This is a genomic window from Flavobacterium difficile (genome assembly GCF_011392115.1).
In the GTDB taxonomy this organism is placed as follows: Bacteria; Bacteroidota; Bacteroidia; order Flavobacteriales; family Flavobacteriaceae; genus Flavobacterium; species Flavobacterium difficile.
The window spans coordinates 34491-52626 of the sequence record NZ_JAAJBT010000009.1 but is presented as its reverse complement, the minus strand read 5'-3'; the positions used below and the strand labels follow the sequence as shown (position 1 = coordinate 52626).

Annotated in this window: 18 protein-coding genes; 11 read left to right on the top strand and 7 right to left on the bottom strand. The window is 31.4% G+C overall.

Annotation, left to right across the window (positions count from 1 at the left end; translation table 11 throughout):
• Nucleotides 1-81 precede the first annotated feature (81 nt).
• The gene (locus G4D72_RS12485; RefSeq protein WP_166078061.1) at nucleotides 82-1020 is read right to left on the bottom strand and encodes a mevalonate kinase family protein; all 939 of its coding nucleotides are present in this window, start codon (nucleotides 1018-1020) and stop codon (nucleotides 82-84) included.
• Nucleotides 1021-1077: 57 nt separating this feature from the next.
• The gene (gene mvaD, locus G4D72_RS12480) at nucleotides 1078-2163 is read right to left on the bottom strand and encodes a diphosphomevalonate decarboxylase (RefSeq protein WP_166078060.1); all 1086 of its coding nucleotides are present in this window, start codon (nucleotides 2161-2163) and stop codon (nucleotides 1078-1080) included.
• Nucleotides 2164-2252: 89 nt separating this feature from the next.
• Here mvaD and G4D72_RS12475 point away from each other — a divergent pair, with 89 nt between their 5' ends.
• Together G4D72_RS12475 and G4D72_RS12470 are read left to right on the top strand one after the other, a co-directional pair.
• Nucleotides 2253-2732 carry a TspO/MBR family protein gene (locus G4D72_RS12475; RefSeq protein ID WP_166078059.1) on the top strand — a complete coding sequence of 160 codons (480 nt, stop codon included), beginning with the start codon at nucleotides 2253-2255 and terminating at the stop codon, nucleotides 2730-2732.
• Nucleotides 2733-2815: 83 nt separating this feature from the next.
• A complete protein-coding gene (locus G4D72_RS12470; RefSeq protein WP_166078058.1) occupies nucleotides 2816-3358 on the top strand; it encodes a hypothetical protein in 543 nt (180 codons plus the stop codon).
• 52 nt (nucleotides 3359-3410) lie between these two features.
• On the opposite strand, the gene G4D72_RS12465 is transcribed toward G4D72_RS12470, so the two are convergent.
• Both G4D72_RS12465 and G4D72_RS12460 read right to left on the bottom strand, forming a co-directional pair.
• On the bottom strand, nucleotides 3411-4619 hold the full coding sequence (locus G4D72_RS12465; RefSeq protein WP_166078057.1) for a BaiN/RdsA family NAD(P)/FAD-dependent oxidoreductase: 1209 nt from the start codon (nucleotides 4617-4619) through the stop codon (nucleotides 3411-3413).
• Between the two features lie 45 nt (nucleotides 4620-4664).
• Nucleotides 4665-6578 carry a S9 family peptidase gene (locus G4D72_RS12460; protein WP_166078055.1) on the bottom strand — a complete coding sequence of 638 codons (1914 nt, stop codon included), beginning with the start codon at nucleotides 6576-6578 and terminating at the stop codon, nucleotides 4665-4667.
• Nucleotides 6579-6753: 175 nt separating this feature from the next.
• Here G4D72_RS12460 and G4D72_RS12455 point away from each other — a divergent pair, with 175 nt between their 5' ends.
• The 7 genes from G4D72_RS12455 to G4D72_RS12425 all read left to right on the top strand — a co-directional run bounded on the left by G4D72_RS12455 (nucleotide 6754) and on the right by G4D72_RS12425 (nucleotide 13655).
• A complete protein-coding gene (locus G4D72_RS12455; protein WP_166078054.1) occupies nucleotides 6754-8007 on the top strand; it encodes a dicarboxylate/amino acid:cation symporter in 1254 nt (417 codons plus the stop codon).
• 62 nt (nucleotides 8008-8069) lie between these two features.
• Nucleotides 8070-8837, top strand: coding sequence for a DedA family protein (locus tag G4D72_RS12450; RefSeq protein ID WP_166078053.1), 768 nt, complete (start codon nucleotides 8070-8072; stop codon nucleotides 8835-8837).
• Between the two features lie 28 nt (nucleotides 8838-8865).
• A complete protein-coding gene (locus tag G4D72_RS12445) occupies nucleotides 8866-9978 on the top strand; it encodes an NAD(P)/FAD-dependent oxidoreductase (protein ID WP_166078052.1) in 1113 nt (370 codons plus the stop codon).
• A gap of 1 nt (nucleotide 9979) precedes the next feature.
• Complete coding sequence (gene mtgA / locus G4D72_RS12440; RefSeq protein ID WP_166078051.1) at nucleotides 9980-10717, top strand: monofunctional biosynthetic peptidoglycan transglycosylase; 738 nt, start codon at nucleotides 9980-9982, stop codon at nucleotides 10715-10717.
• A gap of 12 nt (nucleotides 10718-10729) precedes the next feature.
• Nucleotides 10730-11545, top strand: a complete 816-nt coding sequence (locus G4D72_RS12435) for an SDR family NAD(P)-dependent oxidoreductase (protein WP_166078050.1) — start codon at nucleotides 10730-10732, stop codon at nucleotides 11543-11545.
• A gap of 57 nt (nucleotides 11546-11602) precedes the next feature.
• Complete coding sequence (locus G4D72_RS12430; RefSeq protein ID WP_166078049.1) at nucleotides 11603-13234, top strand: ATP-binding protein; 1632 nt, start codon at nucleotides 11603-11605, stop codon at nucleotides 13232-13234.
• Nucleotides 13235-13262: 28 nt separating this feature from the next.
• Nucleotides 13263-13655, top strand: a complete 393-nt coding sequence (locus G4D72_RS12425) for a response regulator (RefSeq protein WP_166078048.1) — start codon at nucleotides 13263-13265, stop codon at nucleotides 13653-13655.
• A 2-nt stretch (nucleotides 13656-13657) separates the two neighbouring features.
• On the opposite strand, the gene gldD is transcribed toward G4D72_RS12425, so the two are convergent.
• The 3 genes from gldD to mutY all read right to left on the bottom strand — a co-directional run bounded on the left by gldD (nucleotide 13658) and on the right by mutY (nucleotide 15822).
• Nucleotides 13658-14209: a gliding motility lipoprotein GldD gene (gene gldD / locus G4D72_RS12420; protein WP_166078047.1), complete on the bottom strand. Its 552-nt coding sequence runs from the start codon at nucleotides 14207-14209 to the stop codon at nucleotides 13658-13660.
• Between the two features lie 134 nt (nucleotides 14210-14343).
• Nucleotides 14344-14757, bottom strand: coding sequence for a single-stranded DNA-binding protein (locus tag G4D72_RS12415; protein ID WP_166078046.1), 414 nt, complete (start codon nucleotides 14755-14757; stop codon nucleotides 14344-14346).
• A gap of 36 nt (nucleotides 14758-14793) precedes the next feature.
• Nucleotides 14794-15822, bottom strand: a complete 1029-nt coding sequence (mutY, locus tag G4D72_RS12410; protein ID WP_166078045.1) for an A/G-specific adenine glycosylase — start codon at nucleotides 15820-15822, stop codon at nucleotides 14794-14796.
• 131 nt (nucleotides 15823-15953) lie between these two features.
• Between mutY and G4D72_RS12405 the strand changes: the two genes are divergently transcribed.
• Nucleotides 15954-16247 carry an HU family DNA-binding protein gene (locus tag G4D72_RS12405; protein ID WP_091314983.1) on the top strand — a complete coding sequence of 98 codons (294 nt, stop codon included), beginning with the start codon at nucleotides 15954-15956 and terminating at the stop codon, nucleotides 16245-16247.
• Nucleotides 16248-16585: 338 nt separating this feature from the next.
• Nucleotides 16586-18133 carry an Rne/Rng family ribonuclease gene (locus G4D72_RS12400; RefSeq protein ID WP_166078044.1) on the top strand — a complete coding sequence of 516 codons (1548 nt, stop codon included), beginning with the start codon at nucleotides 16586-16588 and terminating at the stop codon, nucleotides 18131-18133.
• The last annotated feature ends 3 nt before the right edge of the window (nucleotides 18134-18136 follow it).

Sequence of the window (18136 nt, the reverse complement as noted above, 5' to 3'; positions counted from 1 at the left end):
TTTTCTTTAGTTTCAAGTCTCAAGTTTCAAGTAAAATTAACGGAATAAAAAAACGTTTAACCTGAAACTTTAAACTAAATTTTAGAATTGATACACCATTTCTAATTTATAATCTTTTAAAGATACTTTTGCTTTTTCAAAATCTTGAGTAAAACCTAAGATATAGCCACCGCCACCAGAACCACACAATTTTAAATAGTATTCATTAGTTTCAATTCCGTTTTGCCAAATTTGGTGAAATTGCTCAGGAATCATGGGTTTGAAATTACTTAAAACCACTTTAGATAATTCTTTAGTGTTTTTAAATAATGATTTCATATCGCCTTGTAAGAAGTTTTCCACACAAGAATCGGTATATTTTATAAACTGCGATTTAAGCATTTTTCTGAAACCCTGGTCCTTTAAATTTTCCATGAAAATATTTACCATAGGTGCCGTTTCACCTACAATACCAGAATCTAACAAGAACACAGCTCCTTTTCCGGTAGCCGATTGACTTGGAATTCCAGCTGCTTCAATATTATCTTTAGAGTTGATAAGAATAGGTAAACTCAAATAACTATTTAACGGATCTAAACCAGAACTTTTCCCGTGGAAAAACGATTCCATGTTAGAAAAAATCGATTTTAACTGTAATAATTTTTCTCTTGTTAAGTTTTCTAAAACGGTAATTTTGTTCAAAGCATACTTATCGTAAACAGCCGCAACTAAAGCGCCACTACTTCCTACTCCGTATCCTTGTGGAATACTTGAGTCGAAATACATTCCGTTGTTTACATCGTTTTGTAACAATTCAATATTAAATGTAACCAAATCTGGTTGGTCTGTTTGTAATTGCTTTAAATACGCTACAAATTTCACCAAACTTTGATTTGATTTTTTAGCTTCTTCAGACGGATTTTCATCTGTTTTTAGCGCGCCATTATAAAAATTATAAGGGATAGAAAGTCCTTTAGAATCTTGAATGATTCCGTATTCTCCGAAAAGTAATATTTTTGAGTAAAAAAGTGGTCCTTTCATAATTAAGTGTTCAGTTTACAGTATTTAGTAATCAGATATTTTAGTAAAGATATAAAATTATTTTAAATTTTGTGCACCATTTCCAATTTCATCGCAAATATACTGACCATTTTGACAATAGCCAACTAATTCGTCCTGAATAAATTGCAATACTTTTTCTTTTACATTTTCTGGATATAAAACATGTACATTTGCTCCTGCATCTAAAGTAAAGCAAATTGGCGTTTGCGTTTCGTTTCTAAACTTCCAAATTCTATTAATAATTTCCAAAGTATTCGGTTTCATCAAGATAAAATAGGGCATAGAAGTCATCATCATGGCGTGTAAAGTCAGGGCTTCACTTTCTACCAAACTCATAAATTCCGTTACATTTCCTGTTTCTAATAACGAAACAATTTTTGCAATATTATCATGCGCTTGATCAAAACGTTGAGATGCAAATGGATGATTGTGCATTAAATTATGTCCAACTGTACTCGAAACTTGTTTTTCGCCTTTGTCCACTAACAAAATCGTATCTTGAAAATTCTGAAAATTGGAATGAATGTTTACAAATTCTACGCCAAATAAATCAGAACTGTTTTTGATGGTTTCATTTTTTCCCCAAGCCACCACATTACCGATAATACTTCTACAAGCACTTCCAGAACCTAAACGGGCTAAAAAAGAAGCTTTCGCATAAAAATAATCGCTTGAAATTTCAGGCTGAATGGCTTTTTCTAAACTCATAATATTCATAGCAAGCGCTGCCATTCCTGAAGCCGATGAAGCAATTCCCGAACTATGTGGAAAAGTATTTTGTGTATCAATAGTAAAATGATAGTCTTTTAAATACGGGCAATACGTTTCAATTCTTTCGAAAAATTTTTGAATCTTGGGTTTGAAATCTTCTTTTGGTTGTCCTTCAAAAAGCAAATCGAAAGAAAAAGTATCTTTTTCAACTTTTGAAGAAACCACAACCGTAGTGATCGTTTTGCAATTTTTTAAAGTAAAACTAATAGAAGGATTGGCTGGAATTTGATCGCCATTTTCCTTTTTTCCCCAATATTTTACTAGAGCTATATTACTTGGCGCACTCCAAGAAAAAGAGGCGGTTTCAATTGAATTATAATTGGATAAAATAAAATCAGAATCAGAATACATAAAAAAAATTTTCACAAAGATAGAAAAGGAAGTTAGAAGTCGGAAGTAAGAAGTCGGAAGTTTTGAATATCTTTGAAAAAATTTTAAAAATGAAGAAATATCTAAGAATTTCGTATTGCATTATTATTTGCTTAACGGTTGGTTTTTTCTCAGGAAAAATCACGCAATCTTCCATCACTACTTGGTATCCTACACTTATAAAACCAGTTTTTAATCCACCAAATTGGGTTTTTGCACCTGTTTGGACTATGCTTTATACTTTTATGGGAATTGCAGCTGGTTTAATATGGAACGAAATTGAAAACCAACAAAAAGAAGTAAAAGTAGCTTTGCAATATTTTATTCTTCAACTAGGATTGAATGCTTTGTGGTCGTATTTATTTTTCGGATTACAAAATTTATTATTAGCTTCAATTGAAATTATACTATTGCTTCTTGTTATGTTGGAATGTTATAAACTATTTAAACCTTTAAATACTACAGCTGCAAAATTATTTATTCCTTACATCGCTTGGGTTTCTTTCGCTACTTTATTGACTTTCAGTATTTATTATTTAAATAATTTCTAAAAATATTACATAATATATTGAAATTTAACTAATTAATTAAAAAAATTATTATTTTTGAAAGTCGAATACAAAAACTTTCAAGTATGGATAATTATTTACAATTAGCAGCAATAGGTTTAATTTTCGGAATTATTGGTTATATAATTGGTAAAATGACAACTGGTAAGTCAAATGAAAATGATGATGAAAAATGGAAATCAGAGGCAGAAGATTGCCACCAAAAAAACACCAAATTACAAGCAGAAATTGAGAAATTAAAACTGGAACAAACAGCAAAAGCAAGTAATTTTGTAGGAACTGCGAATGAAGGCAATTCAAATATTACTCATGACATTAAAGCTGTGAAAGCCATTTTCGGAAAATCCTACCAACAAGACGATTTAAAAATTGTGGAAGGTATAGGTCCGAAAATTGAAGAATTATTTAAAACTTCAGGCATTTTAACTTGGAAAGCTTTAGGAGAAACTTCTGTAGATAGACTTAGAGAAATATTAAACAAAGCTGGTGAACGTTACCAAATTCATGATCCAACGACTTGGCCAAGACAATCAAAAATGGCATATTTAGGCAAATGGCAGGAATTAAAAGATTGGCAAAACACTTTAGACGGCGGAAGAGAAGTCTGATTTAAATAAAAAAACCTCGAAAATATCGAGGCTTTTTTTTACTTATAACTTTTTAAATATTTTCTGCCACTATAAAACCACTTGTCCAAGCATTTTGAAAGTTGAATCCGCCAGTTATGGCATCAATATTAACTACTTCCCCAGCGAAATAAACATTAGGTAAGATTTTACTTTGCATCGTTTTAAAATGGATTTCTTTCAAATCAATGCCGCCAGCGGTAACAAATTCTTCTTTAAATGTACTTTTTCCGTTGACTTGAAATTCGGCTTGAGTCAATTGATTGGCTAAACTATTAATTTGTTTATTCGTCACATCTGCCCATTTAAAATCCAATGCAATACCGGCTGCAACAACTATATTTTCCCATAATCTTTTCGGAAAATTGAAAGGACAAAATTTACCGATTAATTTTTTATTATTTTCTTCTCTAATTGTTTTTAATTGTTCGATGGCTTCATCAAAAGACAGCTCATCTAGCCAATTGACTAATAAAGCAAAACAGTACTTTTTATCAAATAATTCTCTCGCGCCCCAAGCTGAAAGTCTCAAAATTCCTGGACCTGAAAGTCCCCAATGAGTAATAAGTAAAGGTCCAGAAGAAGCTAACTTCGAATTTTTAATTTTGATGCTAGCTTGCGCTGAAAGTCCCATTAAATCTTTAATTCTTTTGTCAGAAATATTAAACGTAAATAATGAAGGAACAGGCGCTACGATTTCGTGACCCATCTGATGCATCATTTCCCAAATTTTAGGATTACTTCCAGTAGCTACAACAATTTTATCCGCAACAAAAACATCATGTTGCGTATCGATTTTCCATTTTTCTTCTTTATTAAAATACAAAGACTGCACACTTTGTGAAGTAAAAACTTTGATTCCTAATTTCTTGACTTCTTTTTCAAAGCAATCAATTATAGTTTGAGAGGAATCGGTAACTGGAAACATTCTTCCATCTTCTTCGATTTTCAACTCGACACCACGTTTTTCAAACCAATCTATTGTATCTCCAGAACAAAACTGCGAAAACGGACCTTTTAATTCTCTTTCACCACGTGGATAAAACTTTACTAAATCGTTTGGCACAAAACACGCGTGCGTTACATTGCAACGGCCACCACCAGAAATTTTAACCTTAGTTAAGCATTCTTTTCCTCTTTCGAGAATTGCCACACTAAGCTGCGGATTTTTCTCTGCGATATTAATAGCTGCAAAGAAACCGGCTGCGCCACCGCCTATAATTATGATGTTGTATTGTTGCATTTATTTGTTTTTTTTTAATTGGCTAATTGAATAATCGGCACATTACTAAAGCGTTTCTTTCAACCATTTGAAAAATTCACCTTGCCAAACTAAAGCATTTTGTGGTTGTAACACCCAATGGTTTTCATCTGGAAATAGTAAAAATTTACTTTTGATGCCTTTTAATTGCGCGGCTTGAAAAGCTTCTTGACCTTGTCCGATTGGCACACGGTAATCTTTTCCACCTTGAATAATTAAAATCGGTGTATTCCAATTGTTCACCAATTTAATTGGATTGAATTCATTATATGTTTTCTGTGCGATTTTGTTGTCTTTTTCCCAATACGCTCCGCCAGAATCCCAATTCGTAAAGAAAACTTCTTCTGTTGTGCCGTACATACTTTCTGTATTGAAAATTCCGCAATGAGAAATAAATGTTTTGAAACGGTTTTTATGAATTCCCGCTAATTGAAATACAGAATATCCACCGTAACTCGCACCAACAGCACCAATTCTGGCTTTATCTACATACGATTCTTTAGAAATATCATCAATGGCGGATAAATAATCGTCCATAACTTGTCCGCCCCAATCTCCTGAAATTTGTTCGTTCCATTGTACACCATGACCTGGCATTCCTCTTCTATTTGGCGCTACCACAATGTAACCTTGCGAAGCCATCAATTGAAAATTCCAACGGAAAGAATAATATTGCGTTAAGGCACTTTGTGGTCCACCCTGACAATATAAAAGCGTTGGATATTTTTTGTTTTTATCGAAATTTGGCGGCAAAATTACCCAAACCAACATTTTTTTACCGTCGGTTGTTGTTACCCAACGTTTTTCCGAAGTACACTTTGCAATTTTCGAATATGCTTCGTCATTAACATGAGTGATTTGTTTCCAAATTTTAGCTTTTAAATCATACGAAAACACTTCTGTTGCGCTGTTGTGTGTGGTTTGAGTTACTAAAACTGAAGAACCTGTAAATCCGATAATACTGTTCAAATCAAAATCGCCATCAGTAATTTGTTTTACGGTAATTGCTATTCGAGTAACACCCGGAAAATTAACTTCAAATAATTGTTTAGTTCCAGCAATTGGTGCAATAAAATAGACTTTTTTACCATCTTGACTCCAAACAAAACTTTCTACGGTTCCGTCCCAAGCGGCAGTTAAATTGATATCAATGCCTTTATGACGGACAATTATATCGTTTTTATCGGCTTCAAAACCGTCGCGTTTCATTTGTAACCAAGTCAAATCGCCTTGAGGTGAAAAAATAGGATGCGTATCATAACCTAAATTTTTCTCGGTAAGGTTTTTAGTTGTTTTAGTAGCTACATCGTACTCGAATAAATCGGTATTTGTACTTGTGGCATAAGCAGTTCCTGCTTTCTTCTTACATACATATATAATTTTAGTTCCATCTGGCGACCAAACATAATCTTCGTCACCACCATGAGGTTTTTGTGGAGAATCGTATGGTTCATTTGGCATGATATCAATCGGACCTAATACTTTTTCATCTGGTTTTCCCACTAAACCTACAAACAAATGATTGTGTGTGCCGTCATTCCAAGTATCCCAATGACGATAATCTAAACCATCATATACTTGCGCTGACGTTTTTGTTAAACTAGGATATAAGTCAGCACCCAATATTTTTTCTACTTTTACTTGTTGGACACTAATGTATTCTTGGCCATTTGGTGAAACATTTTTATCGGCAACTAATCCTTCAATTGAATTTAACAGAGTAGCACTTCCACCACCAACTGGAACAGAATAATATTTAGAAACAATTTTATTTTCTTGAATATTTGGCGTTCCTACTTTATAAATCAACGACTTACCATCTTTAGAAATCCCGATGGGTGTTACTCTACCCAATTGCCATAATTTTTCTGGCGTAATGTTTTGTTGCGCGGTTGCACTCATAGTTATTAGACTGAAAATGAGAAAAATATATTTTTGCATAGTGTTAAATTTTAAAACGAGGTTAAAAGTAGCACTTTTTTGAAAAAATATAACTATTTTCACGGTCTAAAATAATAAAGTGGTTCAATCGTTAAAAATGAAAGTAGTTTTCTGTTAAAATCAATAAGAAAAGGCGATTCAATCTGAAATGACCTCTAAAAATAAATTCACATTTATGAAAAATAATAAACTTTTTATATTAATTATCATTTCACTAATTATTGGTGTTGGTTTAGGTGGAATTGTGCATTATCAGTTTCCAGACTCAATAGAATCTTTCTCAAAAAACATCAAATTACTTGGAACTATTTTTATTCGACTAGTTCAAATGATTATTGCCCCTTTAGTATTCTCTACTTTAGTGGTTGGAATCGCAAAAATGGGTGATATGAAAATGGTCGGCCGTGTGGGTGGAAAAGCAATGGCTTGGTTCATTTCTGCTTCCTTAATTTCCTTATTATTAGGATTGGTTTTAGTGAACTTTTTCGCACCAGGAAAAGGGACGTCTATCCGATTAGACGACACGTCAGCTGCTTCGGAATTATTAGAAAACTCAAAAGGATTTTCGCTAGAAGAGTTTGTAAAACACGTAATACCGAGAAGTTTATTTGAAGCCTTTGCCACAAATGAAATCTTACAAATTGTAATTTTTTCTATTTTATTCGGAGTAGCTTTAGCCGCATTTAGTAAAAAAGAAGCGAAACCAATTATCAAATTATTAGACACTACCGCTCATGTGGTTTTAAAAATGGTGTCATACATCATGTGGACAGCACCATTAGGGGTTTTAGGAGCCGTAGCAAGTGCTATTGCGAAACATGGATTTGAAGTATTCGAATTATACGCCAAATATTTAGGCGCTTTTTTAATTGGAATATTAGTTTTGTGGTTGATTTTATTAACAGTAGGTTATCTAATATTAGGCAAACGCCTTTTCGTATTGCTACAACGTATTAAAAGTCCTTTATTAATTGCGTTTTCAACTACAAGTTCAGAAGCCGTTTTCCCAAAAATGGTAGAAGAATTAGAACGTTTTGGTTGCCAGCCAAAAATTGTTTCCTTCACACTTCCACTTGGGTATTCTTTCAATTTAGATGGTAGTATGATGTACATGACTTTTGCCAGTATTTTTATTGCTCAAGTTTATGGAATCGAAATGGAAATCGGTCAACAACTAACCATGCTTTTAGTGTTAATGCTAACCAGCAAAGGTGTTGCCGGTGTGCCAAGAGCTTCATTAATTGTAGTGGTTGCAACCTGTGCGATGTTTGGTATTCCACCGGAAGGAATTGCATTAATTTTACCAATTGACCATTTTTGCGATATGGCAAGAAGCATGACAAACGTTTTGGGTAACGCACTATCAACGGCTGCCATAGACAAATGGGAATCGAAAAACGAAGTAGCTTCAGCAACTGAAAACGAATAAGTTTATTCAAACAACACAAAATCAAATAGTGCTGCTTAGATTAGTACTAAAAAAAGAAAAAAATGAAATTCAATTTAGAAATACTTAATTTTTTAAAATCAAACTTTTTTTTACAAACACAACAAATTGATAAAGAATTTACTTGGACACAACTTTTTAATCCAGAATTTTACATTAACTTGGAATTAGGTGGCGTACCTATTGGAATTTATGTTGTACTTTTTATCATTTTTGCTGAGACTGGTTTATTTATTGGCTTTTTCTTACCTGGTGACAGTTTACTTTTTTTATCAGGTATTTATTGTGAAGCGTTAGTAGCTCCTTTAAAATTTTTACCACAAGGATATTCTCCGGTTTTTATTGTAGCCACATTAATTGCACTTTCTGGAATTTTTGGAAATATTTTTGGTTACTGGTTTGGATCGGTTTACGGAAAAAATTTATACCAAAAAGAAGACGGTTTTTTCTTCAAAAAGAAATATTTATTTCAATCGGAAAGTTTCTTTCAAAAACACGGTGGTGTGGCTATAGTTTTTGCTCGGTTTTTACCTATCGTTAGAACTTTTGTTCCAATAATCGCAGGAATTGTTCACATGGAAAAAAAGAAGTTCATGTTTTATAATGTATTGAGTTCTCTTTTATGGTCCTTTATTTTGGTATATTCTGGACATTATTTATACGGCTTATTTTTAGAGAAATTTGATATCGATTTAAAACATCATATCGAAAAAATCATCATTATTTTAGTTGTGGCTACTACACTTCCTTTAGTAATGAAAGCCATAAAGAATAAAAAATTAGAGCAAACAGATACAAGTGGAGATGAATAATTTTCCTTAAACGTATTAGAGATTAAAGATGCAGCTAAGCTACTGGGAAATAAAAAATTGGTTCTCCAACGTAGATTATACTATTGTTGGAAGTGGAATTGTAGGCTTACACACTGCAATTCGGCTAAGAGAACGATTTCCTGAAGCTAAGATTTTAATTCTAGAAAAAGGTTTTTTACCACAAGGCGCCAGTACTAAAAACGCGGGATTTGCTTGTTTCGGCAGTGTCTCTGAAATTATTGACGATTTAAAAACACATTCTGAAGAAGAAGTAATTCAATTGATTCAGAAAAGATATGCAGGTTTACAATTACTCAGAAAAAATTTAGGCGATTCAGCCATCAACTACAAACCTTTTGGAGGCTATGAACTCTTTTTAAAAGAAGACGAAGCCTTTTTTAATGATTGTATTGAAAAAATTCCACTTATAAATGAAATGCTTCATCCTTTATTTAAGTCGGAAGTCTATTCGAAAGTTTCAGACAAATTTAACTTCAAAAACACATTCAACCATATAATTTTCAATGCATTTGAAGGTCAAATTGACACAGGAAACATGATGCAAGCTTTATTAAAAAAAGCAATTCAAAACGATATACTTATTTTAAATAACCAAACTGTTTCGAACCATCAAGAATTAAATGACGGTGTTGAAATTGCTACAGACGAATTGACATTCAAAACCAAAAAACTATTATTTACTACTAATGGTTTTGCCGCTGAATTAACTCAAAATCAAGTCAAACCAGCTAGAGCTCAAGTTTTAATAACCAAACCGATTAAAAATTTACATGTTAAAGGCACTTTCCATTTAGATCAAGGGTATTATTACTTCCGAAACATAAATAATCGTTTACTTTTTGGTGGTGGTAGAAACCTAGACTTTAAAGGCGAAACTACAACTTCGTTAGAAACAACCGAAATTATTCAAAATCGCTTGCAAGAATTACTAAAAGATGTAATTTTGCCGAACATTCCTTTCGAAATTGATCACCGTTGGAGCGGAATTATGGGCATTGGAAATTCTAAAAAACCAATTGTTCAACAAATAAGCAATAATGTATTTTGTGGTGTTAGAATGGGTGGAATGGGTGTTGCCATAGGCAGCTTAATCGGACAAGAATTAGCAGATTTAGTATAAAATGGCAGTAAAAAAAACAACTCCAAAACCTAAAACACAACCTAAAACTAATGAAAAAAAAGGCTTTGTAAGCACTTTAACACGTTGGCTTTGGAAAGCATTTATTTGGTTTAATAGTATCAGTTTATTTTTTGTTATACTGTACAAGTTTGTACCTGTTCCTTTTACACCATTAATGGTTATCCGTCATTTTGAAAATTCTGCAGAAGGAAAAAATATTGAAACACGACACGATTGGGTTCCTCTTGAAGACATTTCTAAAAATCTACAAAAAGCAGTAATTGCAAGCGAAGATGCTAGATTTTTTGATCACAATGGCCTTGATTTTTCAGCTATGCAAAAAGCAGCAGTTGAAAATTTTAAAGGTAAAAAACTTAAAGGCGGAAGTACCATAACGCAACAAACGGCAAAAAATGTATTTTTATGGCAAGGCCGAAGTTATTTTAGAAAAGCATTAGAAGCTTACTACACGATATTAATTGAACTAATTTGGGGAAAAGAACGCATTTTAGAAGTTTATTTAAACAGTATTGAAATGGGCGATGGCATTTACGGTGCACAAGCTGCCACACAACATTGGTATGATAAAGATTGCAAAAGCTTAACCAGAATGCAAGCAGCTGGAATTGCGGCAATATTACCGAATCCAAGAAAATTTAAACCTAATGGTTCAGCTTACATAAGAAAAAAACAAAGTAAAGTTGCCCGATATATTTTAATGACTAAATTAAAATATTAATTCAAATCTAAAATGAAAACTGTATTAATAACTGGAGCTGGTGGTGGAATTGGCGAACAAACTTCTTTGTATTTTGCAAAAAACAATTGGATTGTAGTAGCAACTCTTCTTCATTTTACTGAAGCAAATAAATTTAACGACATCCCAAATATTCATTGTTATGAAATGGATGTTACTTCATCTGAAAGTATCTCTAAAGCAACTCAAACTATTTTAGAAAAACATCCAAAAATTGACACCATAATTAATAATGCTGGAATGGGCTACAGAAGTTTTGTAGAACTTTCAGAAGACGAAAAAATTAACACCATTGTAAATGTCAATTGGTTAGGCGTTGTGAAAATTTGCCGTGCTTTTATCCCTACTTTTAGAGCACAAAAATTTGGACAATTTATAAACATTACATCTGTAGCTGGATTGGTAAATTTACCGCTTGGAAATTTTTATCATTCTACAAAACAAGCTGTAGAAAGTTTTTCAGAATGTATGGCTTACGAATTAGCGGATTTTAACATCAGTGTATCTACCGTTCAGTTTGGAAACGCACCCACTTCATTTCAAAAGAATGTTACAAAATGTGCCAAAACAGAAATTTGTTCGTATAACAAATTAATGGAAAAAATATCTTATTTACTTGAAAAAAAATCAGGAAAAAATTGCAATTTACCGAATCAAATAGTTGAAAAATTATATGATATTGCAGAAAATCCAAATAAAAATTTCAGGAGGTACACCATTGGTTTTGATGCAAATTTGATGCGTGTGTTAAGAAGAACGCTAGGCTATAAAATTTTTAATTTCATTATTAGAAAATTCACTTTAAAATAAATTATCTTTAATATATTTTCACTATTTTTATAAAAAATACATCAAAATCTTGTTTTTATGTCTAAAAGTGAAATCAACAAAGGCTTGTTATTCAATCAGGATCATTTTAATTTACTAATTAAATTATACAAATCGTCTTTTTTAGATTATAATGGGATTGAAGACATATACAAAACCATAACAGAAACTGCTGTCAAAGGGCTAAAAATAATTAGAGCTAGTTACTGGGAAATAGAAGGTGAAGATTTAGTTTGTAAGGATCTTTATGATGCCACAGCCAAAACACATACTATCGAAAAAAAATTAATAGCCGAATATTTACCTGTTTATTTTCAAGCACTTAAAGATGGAATTGCGATTGTAGCAGACGATGTCAATTCTAACTTTTATATCAGAGAGCTTAAAGAAAACTATATTACGCCGTTAGGAATAAAAAACATGTTAGACATACCAATTAGAAAAGACGGTAAACTAATTGGTGTTTTTTGTTGTGAACACAATAAAGAAAACGGAGTTTGGACAGAGACGGATCTAGCATTTGCTCGCGTTTTATGCGATATTTTAAATTTAATGATTGAGCAAGGCAAAAGACGAGAACTAGAAAAAGAACTTTTAGAAACAGAAAGAAAAATTAGCTTAATAACTGAAAATTCTTCAGACGGATTTGTAGTTATAGAAAACAAAAAAGTAACTTTCGCCTCTTCATCCTACTACAAACTTTTAGGATACAGCGAAAACGAAGTGTTAAACTTTACTATAGAAGATGTTTTCAACAACATTCACAAAGATGACCTTAATAAAACTAAAGATTTCATTTACGAAAACTTAGGACTTAAAAACAAATATTTTAAATATCAGTTTCGATTAAAAGGCAAATCAAAAAAGTATTTTTGGCGTGAAGATTCCGCCTGTGTTATATATGACGATAATGGAAATTACACCAAATATTTAATTATTTCAAGAGATATTTCTGCAATAAAATTAGCAGAAGAAAAAGCTACTAAATTAGTTGCGCTGTCTAAAAACTTAAATGCTAAATTGGCCAATTTTACACATATTGTTTCCCATAATATTCGTTCTAACACCAGTAACATATCAATGTTAATTGATTTAATTGAAGATACTGATGAATATGCAGAAAAGAAAGAATATTTTCAATTGCTTAAACAAAACAACAATAAGCTTTCTGAAACTATATCTCATTTAAACGAAACAATAGATTTGCAATTTACTTCCAAAAAAAGAAAAACGGAAATTAATGTAAAAAAAGAAATTGCTTCAATTTTAGAAACTTATAAAAACGATATTAAAACAAATAATATTTCTGTAGAAGTTACTGTTGCAGCAGATTTAATTTTAAATACTATTCCAACCTATTTTGAAAGTATTGTTTCTAATTTAATATCAAATGCCATAAAGTATAAATCGCTTCATAAAAAACCTTTCATAAAAATAAAAGCTTTAAAAGAAAAAAGAAAAACAGTTATTTTTGTAGAAGATAATGGAATTGGCATTGACTTAATGAAAAATAAAGATAAAATTTTTGGTATGTACAAAACGTTTCACAACAATTCTGACGCTGTTGGCTTGGGTCTTTTTATGATAAAAAATAAAATTGAAGTATTAGGCGGAACAATAAGTCTAGAAAGCAAACTAGGTAAAGGCACAATTTTTAAAATTATTCTTTAAATTCTTGATCATACTAAACGCTGAAACAATGTTTAAAAACTACCAACTTGCTTATATAATAGACGACGACCCAGTTTTTGTACTTTTATTTAAAAAAATATTAACTAAACTTGGGAAATTTGATGCTATTGTAAATTTCGAAAATGGTCAATTGGCTTTAGATGCAATAACAAATAAACACAAAAACAAGGAGACTCTGCCAGATATTGTTTTTCTAGATATTAATATGCCTATTTTAGACGGATGGGAATTTTTAAAATTAGTAGAAAAACATCAATTTAAAGATCATTTAAACATATACATGGTTTCTTCTTCTATTGATAATTCAGAAATAAAGAAATCTAAAAAATATAAATCTGTTAAAAATTTTATTTCGAAACCCATTTCCGCCAAAGACTTTTTACAAAAATTAGAGTATTAAAACTACTTCCAGTTGATCGATTCAATGAGTTGTTTCATATCGTTTTTAATGTAATCTGCGGCTGGCAAAATAGAATCAAAATTAGGTTTAGAGTAAAAATACATACTTGCAGTTACAAAGTTTTTTGTGCTATCTGTAACATAAAACTGTGCATTAGTAGCCGCATTTCCTCCAACTTGATAAAACATTCCATATACTTTTTTATTCAAGTTTACATAAGGTTGTTCTGCGATATCATTCGCTTTTATAGCATGCTCATAAGTTAGTTTTTGAGCATCAACAAGCAATGTTTCTAAATTACCTTGAATGGGTTTATAAGTTAAATATACTGTAGCTTTCATTTTTGGATAATGAATTTCCAAACCACAATTTGATGTCGCTTTTACTTCTGCCAATTCGTTTTTATCAAAATCAAAACCACAAGAATTAGAAAACTTCTTGTATTTCGCTGGAGGATATTCTAAACGTAATTGTCCTGTTGGCTTTGGCATTTTTTCATCGCCACAAGAAAGTAAAGCAAAAAAAAGCAGGGTAAAAAAAAGGGAACATTTCATTTTAATTTATTTTTTAAAAGAAAAAAGAGCCTAATTTATAGAAAGTGGATTGTAATATTTTTCAAACCTAAATCTATATATGCTTAACTCTTCTCTACTTTAATATTTTTATAAACAATCTCTAAAAGACACAATTATTCTAGTGAGTCAAAATCTAAATCTTTTGAACTTGGTGGATTACTAGTTGGGGCTTTTGATAAGTCTGATTCTTTTTTAGTGTTTAAGAAAGTAAATTCTGTAACTTGAATTTCTGTAGTATATTTTGTTGTTCCGTCTTCAGCTGTCCATTGACGTGACTTAATTCGTCCTTCAATATAAATTTTATCGCCTTTAGAAAGGTATTTTTCACACAATTCAGCCGCTTTGTTTCGCACCACAATATTGTGCCATTCGGTAGAAGTTATTTTTTCTCCTGTCGATTTATTAATATATACTTCATTGGTTGCTAAAGGAAATCTTCCAATACAACTTTGTGCATCAAAATAATGCATTTTTATTTCGTCTCCTAAATGTCCAATTAGAATAACCTTATTTAATGTACCGTTCATGGCTTATATGTTTTTATCAAAAATACTAAATATTATTTAGATTGCAATTTTTTCTATAAAATTATGTAAAACAATTGGTACGGGCAACTGTCTTATTTCTTCAAAAGAATAGCCATCATGAATTTCATCATCAATTTCAATGGCATAAAATCTTACATTTAAGTGTTGGTGGGATAACTTATGCAATACGTCAAACGAATTGAAATAATGAAACGTATTTATCGTATATTTATCTTTAATCTGATTTAAAATTACATTTTCTGCTATTTCACTTTCTGATTCAATGCATGGAAATTCAAATAAATTTTTCCAAATTCCGTTTTCGGTTCTTTTATGCATCTTATAAATACCAGAAGTATTTTTTACTACAATATAATTCAAAAAGCGCTTGGTAACCTTCACCTTTTTCGACTTCAAGGGTAATTCCGAAACTTTATTTAATTTTAAGGCTTCACAACTATCATTAAAAATACAATCCATACAATTAGGACTTTTAGGCACACATTGTAAAGCACCAAATTCCATAATCGCTTGATTGTGAATATTAGGTTGCGATTTAGAAAGAACTTTTGTAGCTAAATCGATAAAATACTTTTTTGAGGAATTTTGAGAAATATCATATGCTACATTAAAAACACGCGATAATACTCTAAAAACATTACCATCAACAACCGCTACTGGTTCATTAGAAGAAAAAGAAGCAATTGCTGCAGCTGTGTAAGTACCAATCCCTTTCAATTTTAGTAATTCATCGTACGAATTTGGAAAAACACCATTGAGAGTATCCATGACATATTTCGCAGTAAAATGCAGATTTCTGGCTCTAGAATAGTAACCCAAACCCTGCCAAAGCTTCAAAATTTGTTGTTCTTCTGCATTTGCTAAATCTTTTACGGTTGGAAAAGCATTTATAAAAGCGGTATAATAAGGCAACCCTTGACTCACTCTTGTTTGTTGCAAAATAATTTCTGAAAGCCAAATTTTGTAAGCATCAGTGGTGTTTCGCCAAGGCAAGTCTCTGTAATTTTGGTTGTACCAATTGATAATTTTGATTGAAAAATCCATGTTAAAATTTAAAGCCGTAAAAATAAATCATTTATATGGTTAAATTTTAGTTCATTAAGTTTGAATTTGTGTTTTTTTAATTCATATATTTGCACACTCAAAAAAATACATAAAATTTAACACGAAAGAAAATGACGAAAGCAGACATCGTAGCAAAAATTTCAGAAAAATTAGGCCTTGAAAAAGGTGACGTTCAAGCTACTGTAGAATCATTCATGGAAGAAGTAAAAAATTCATTAGAAACTGGTGATAACGTTTACTTAAGAGGATTTGGAAGTTTTATTGTTAAAACAAGAGCTGAAAAAACAGGAAGAAACATTTCTAAAAACACAACAATTAAAATTCCAGCACACAACATTCCAGCATTTAAACCTGCTAAAGTATTTGTAGAAAGCGTTAAAGAAAAGACAGAAGTAACTGTATAATATTATTTATTAATCATAAAAACTACACATTATGCCAAGTGGTAAAAAAAGAAAAAGACATAAGGTAGCTACTCACAAGCGTAAAAAAAGAGCGAGAGCTAACCGTCACAAAAAGAAAAAGTAGTCTAAAAACTACTTTTCTTTGTTTAGAAAAGAATTAACGTTCATTGAATTATGAATTTCATACGATTTTGACAAGTTCAATTTTGCATTAAAATTCTATTGGGTATTTTACCTAAATTGTTTAATCCATCCTAGCAATAAGTAGAGAATTTAAAATTTCATTAAAAGATTTTTTAGACAATCAAACAAAAATGTTCGGATATAAAAGATACAGCATGAACAAAGAATTAATTATTCGATCTGGTTCAGACGCAGTAGATTTTGCCTTATTAAAAGATGGAAAACTAATTGAATTACACAAAGAAAAAGAAGCTAGCGATAGCAATCAGTTTCAGGTTGGCGATATTTTTATAGCAAAAATAAGAAAACCTGTTGCCGGATTAAACGCTGCTTTCGTGCATTTAGGTCATGAAAAAGATGCTTTTTTGCATTATCACGATTTAGGGCCAAACTTAAGCTCTTTGATGAAATTTATTAAACTTGTAAGCGCAGGTAAAATAAAAGATTATTCACTCAAAAATTTCTCTTTTGAACCCGAAATTAGTAAAGATGGCACTATAATGGACACATTAAGCGCCAATCAATCGATTTTAGTTCAAATAGTTAAAGAACCTATCTCGACCAAAGGACCAAGAATTAGTTCTGAGATTTCTTTAGCAGGAAGATATGTAGTATTAGTTCCGTTTTCAGACCGTGTTTCTGTGTCGCAAAAAATTAGCGATAGAAAAGAAAAAGAACGTTTGAAAAAACTATTAGTATCTATCAAACCAAAGGGATTTGGTATTATTGTGAGAACAGTAGCCGAAGGCAGAAAAACAACTGAGATTGAAAAAGATGTAGAAACATTGTTAGACCGTTGGACTACAATGTGTAAAAAACTACAAACCGCTCATCATCCATCAAAAGTATTAGGAGAATTAACTAAATCTTCTTCTATGTTAAGAGACATTTTTAACGATACTTTCACGAGTATTCAAGTAGATGATGAAGATTTGTATTTACAAACGAAGGACTATTTGCAAGAAATAGCTCCGGATAAAGCGTCTATCGTAAAACACTATCAATCGAAAGATTTACCTCTTTTTGAGAAATATCATATAGAAAGACAAATAAAAACCTCTTTTGGAAAATCAGTTTCTATGAGTAAAGGTGCTTATTTAATTATCGAACACACAGAAGCGTTACACGTTATCGATGTAAACTCTGGAAACCGATCTAATAAAGCACAAAACCAAGAAGATACTGCCATGGAAGTGAACATGATTGCTGCAGCAGAAATTGCACGTCAGTTACGACTAAGAGACATGGGAGGAATTATTGTTGTCGATTTTATTGATATGCAAAACCCAGACAATAGAAAAATATTGTTTGATTTCTTAAGAGAAGAAATGAGTGACGACAAGGCCAAGCATAAAATCTTGCCTCCTAGCAAATTTGGATTAGTTCAAATTACTAGACAAAGAGTTAGACCTGAAGTTAATATTGAAACCAACGAAGAAAATCCGAACGAAAACGGACAAATTGAAGCGCCAATTTTAATTATTGACAAAATAGAAGCTAACCTAGAAAGCATTATTAAAGACCATAAAAAAGTTGTACTTAATGTACACCCTTTTGTGGCCGCATACCTTACAAAAGGTTTTCCATCCTTACGTTCAAAATGGTTTTTTGAACATAAGAAATGGGTGAAAATTATACCTCGTGACGCTTACACGTATTTAGAATATCATTTCTTTGATAACCAAGGAAAAGAAATTTTATAAAAA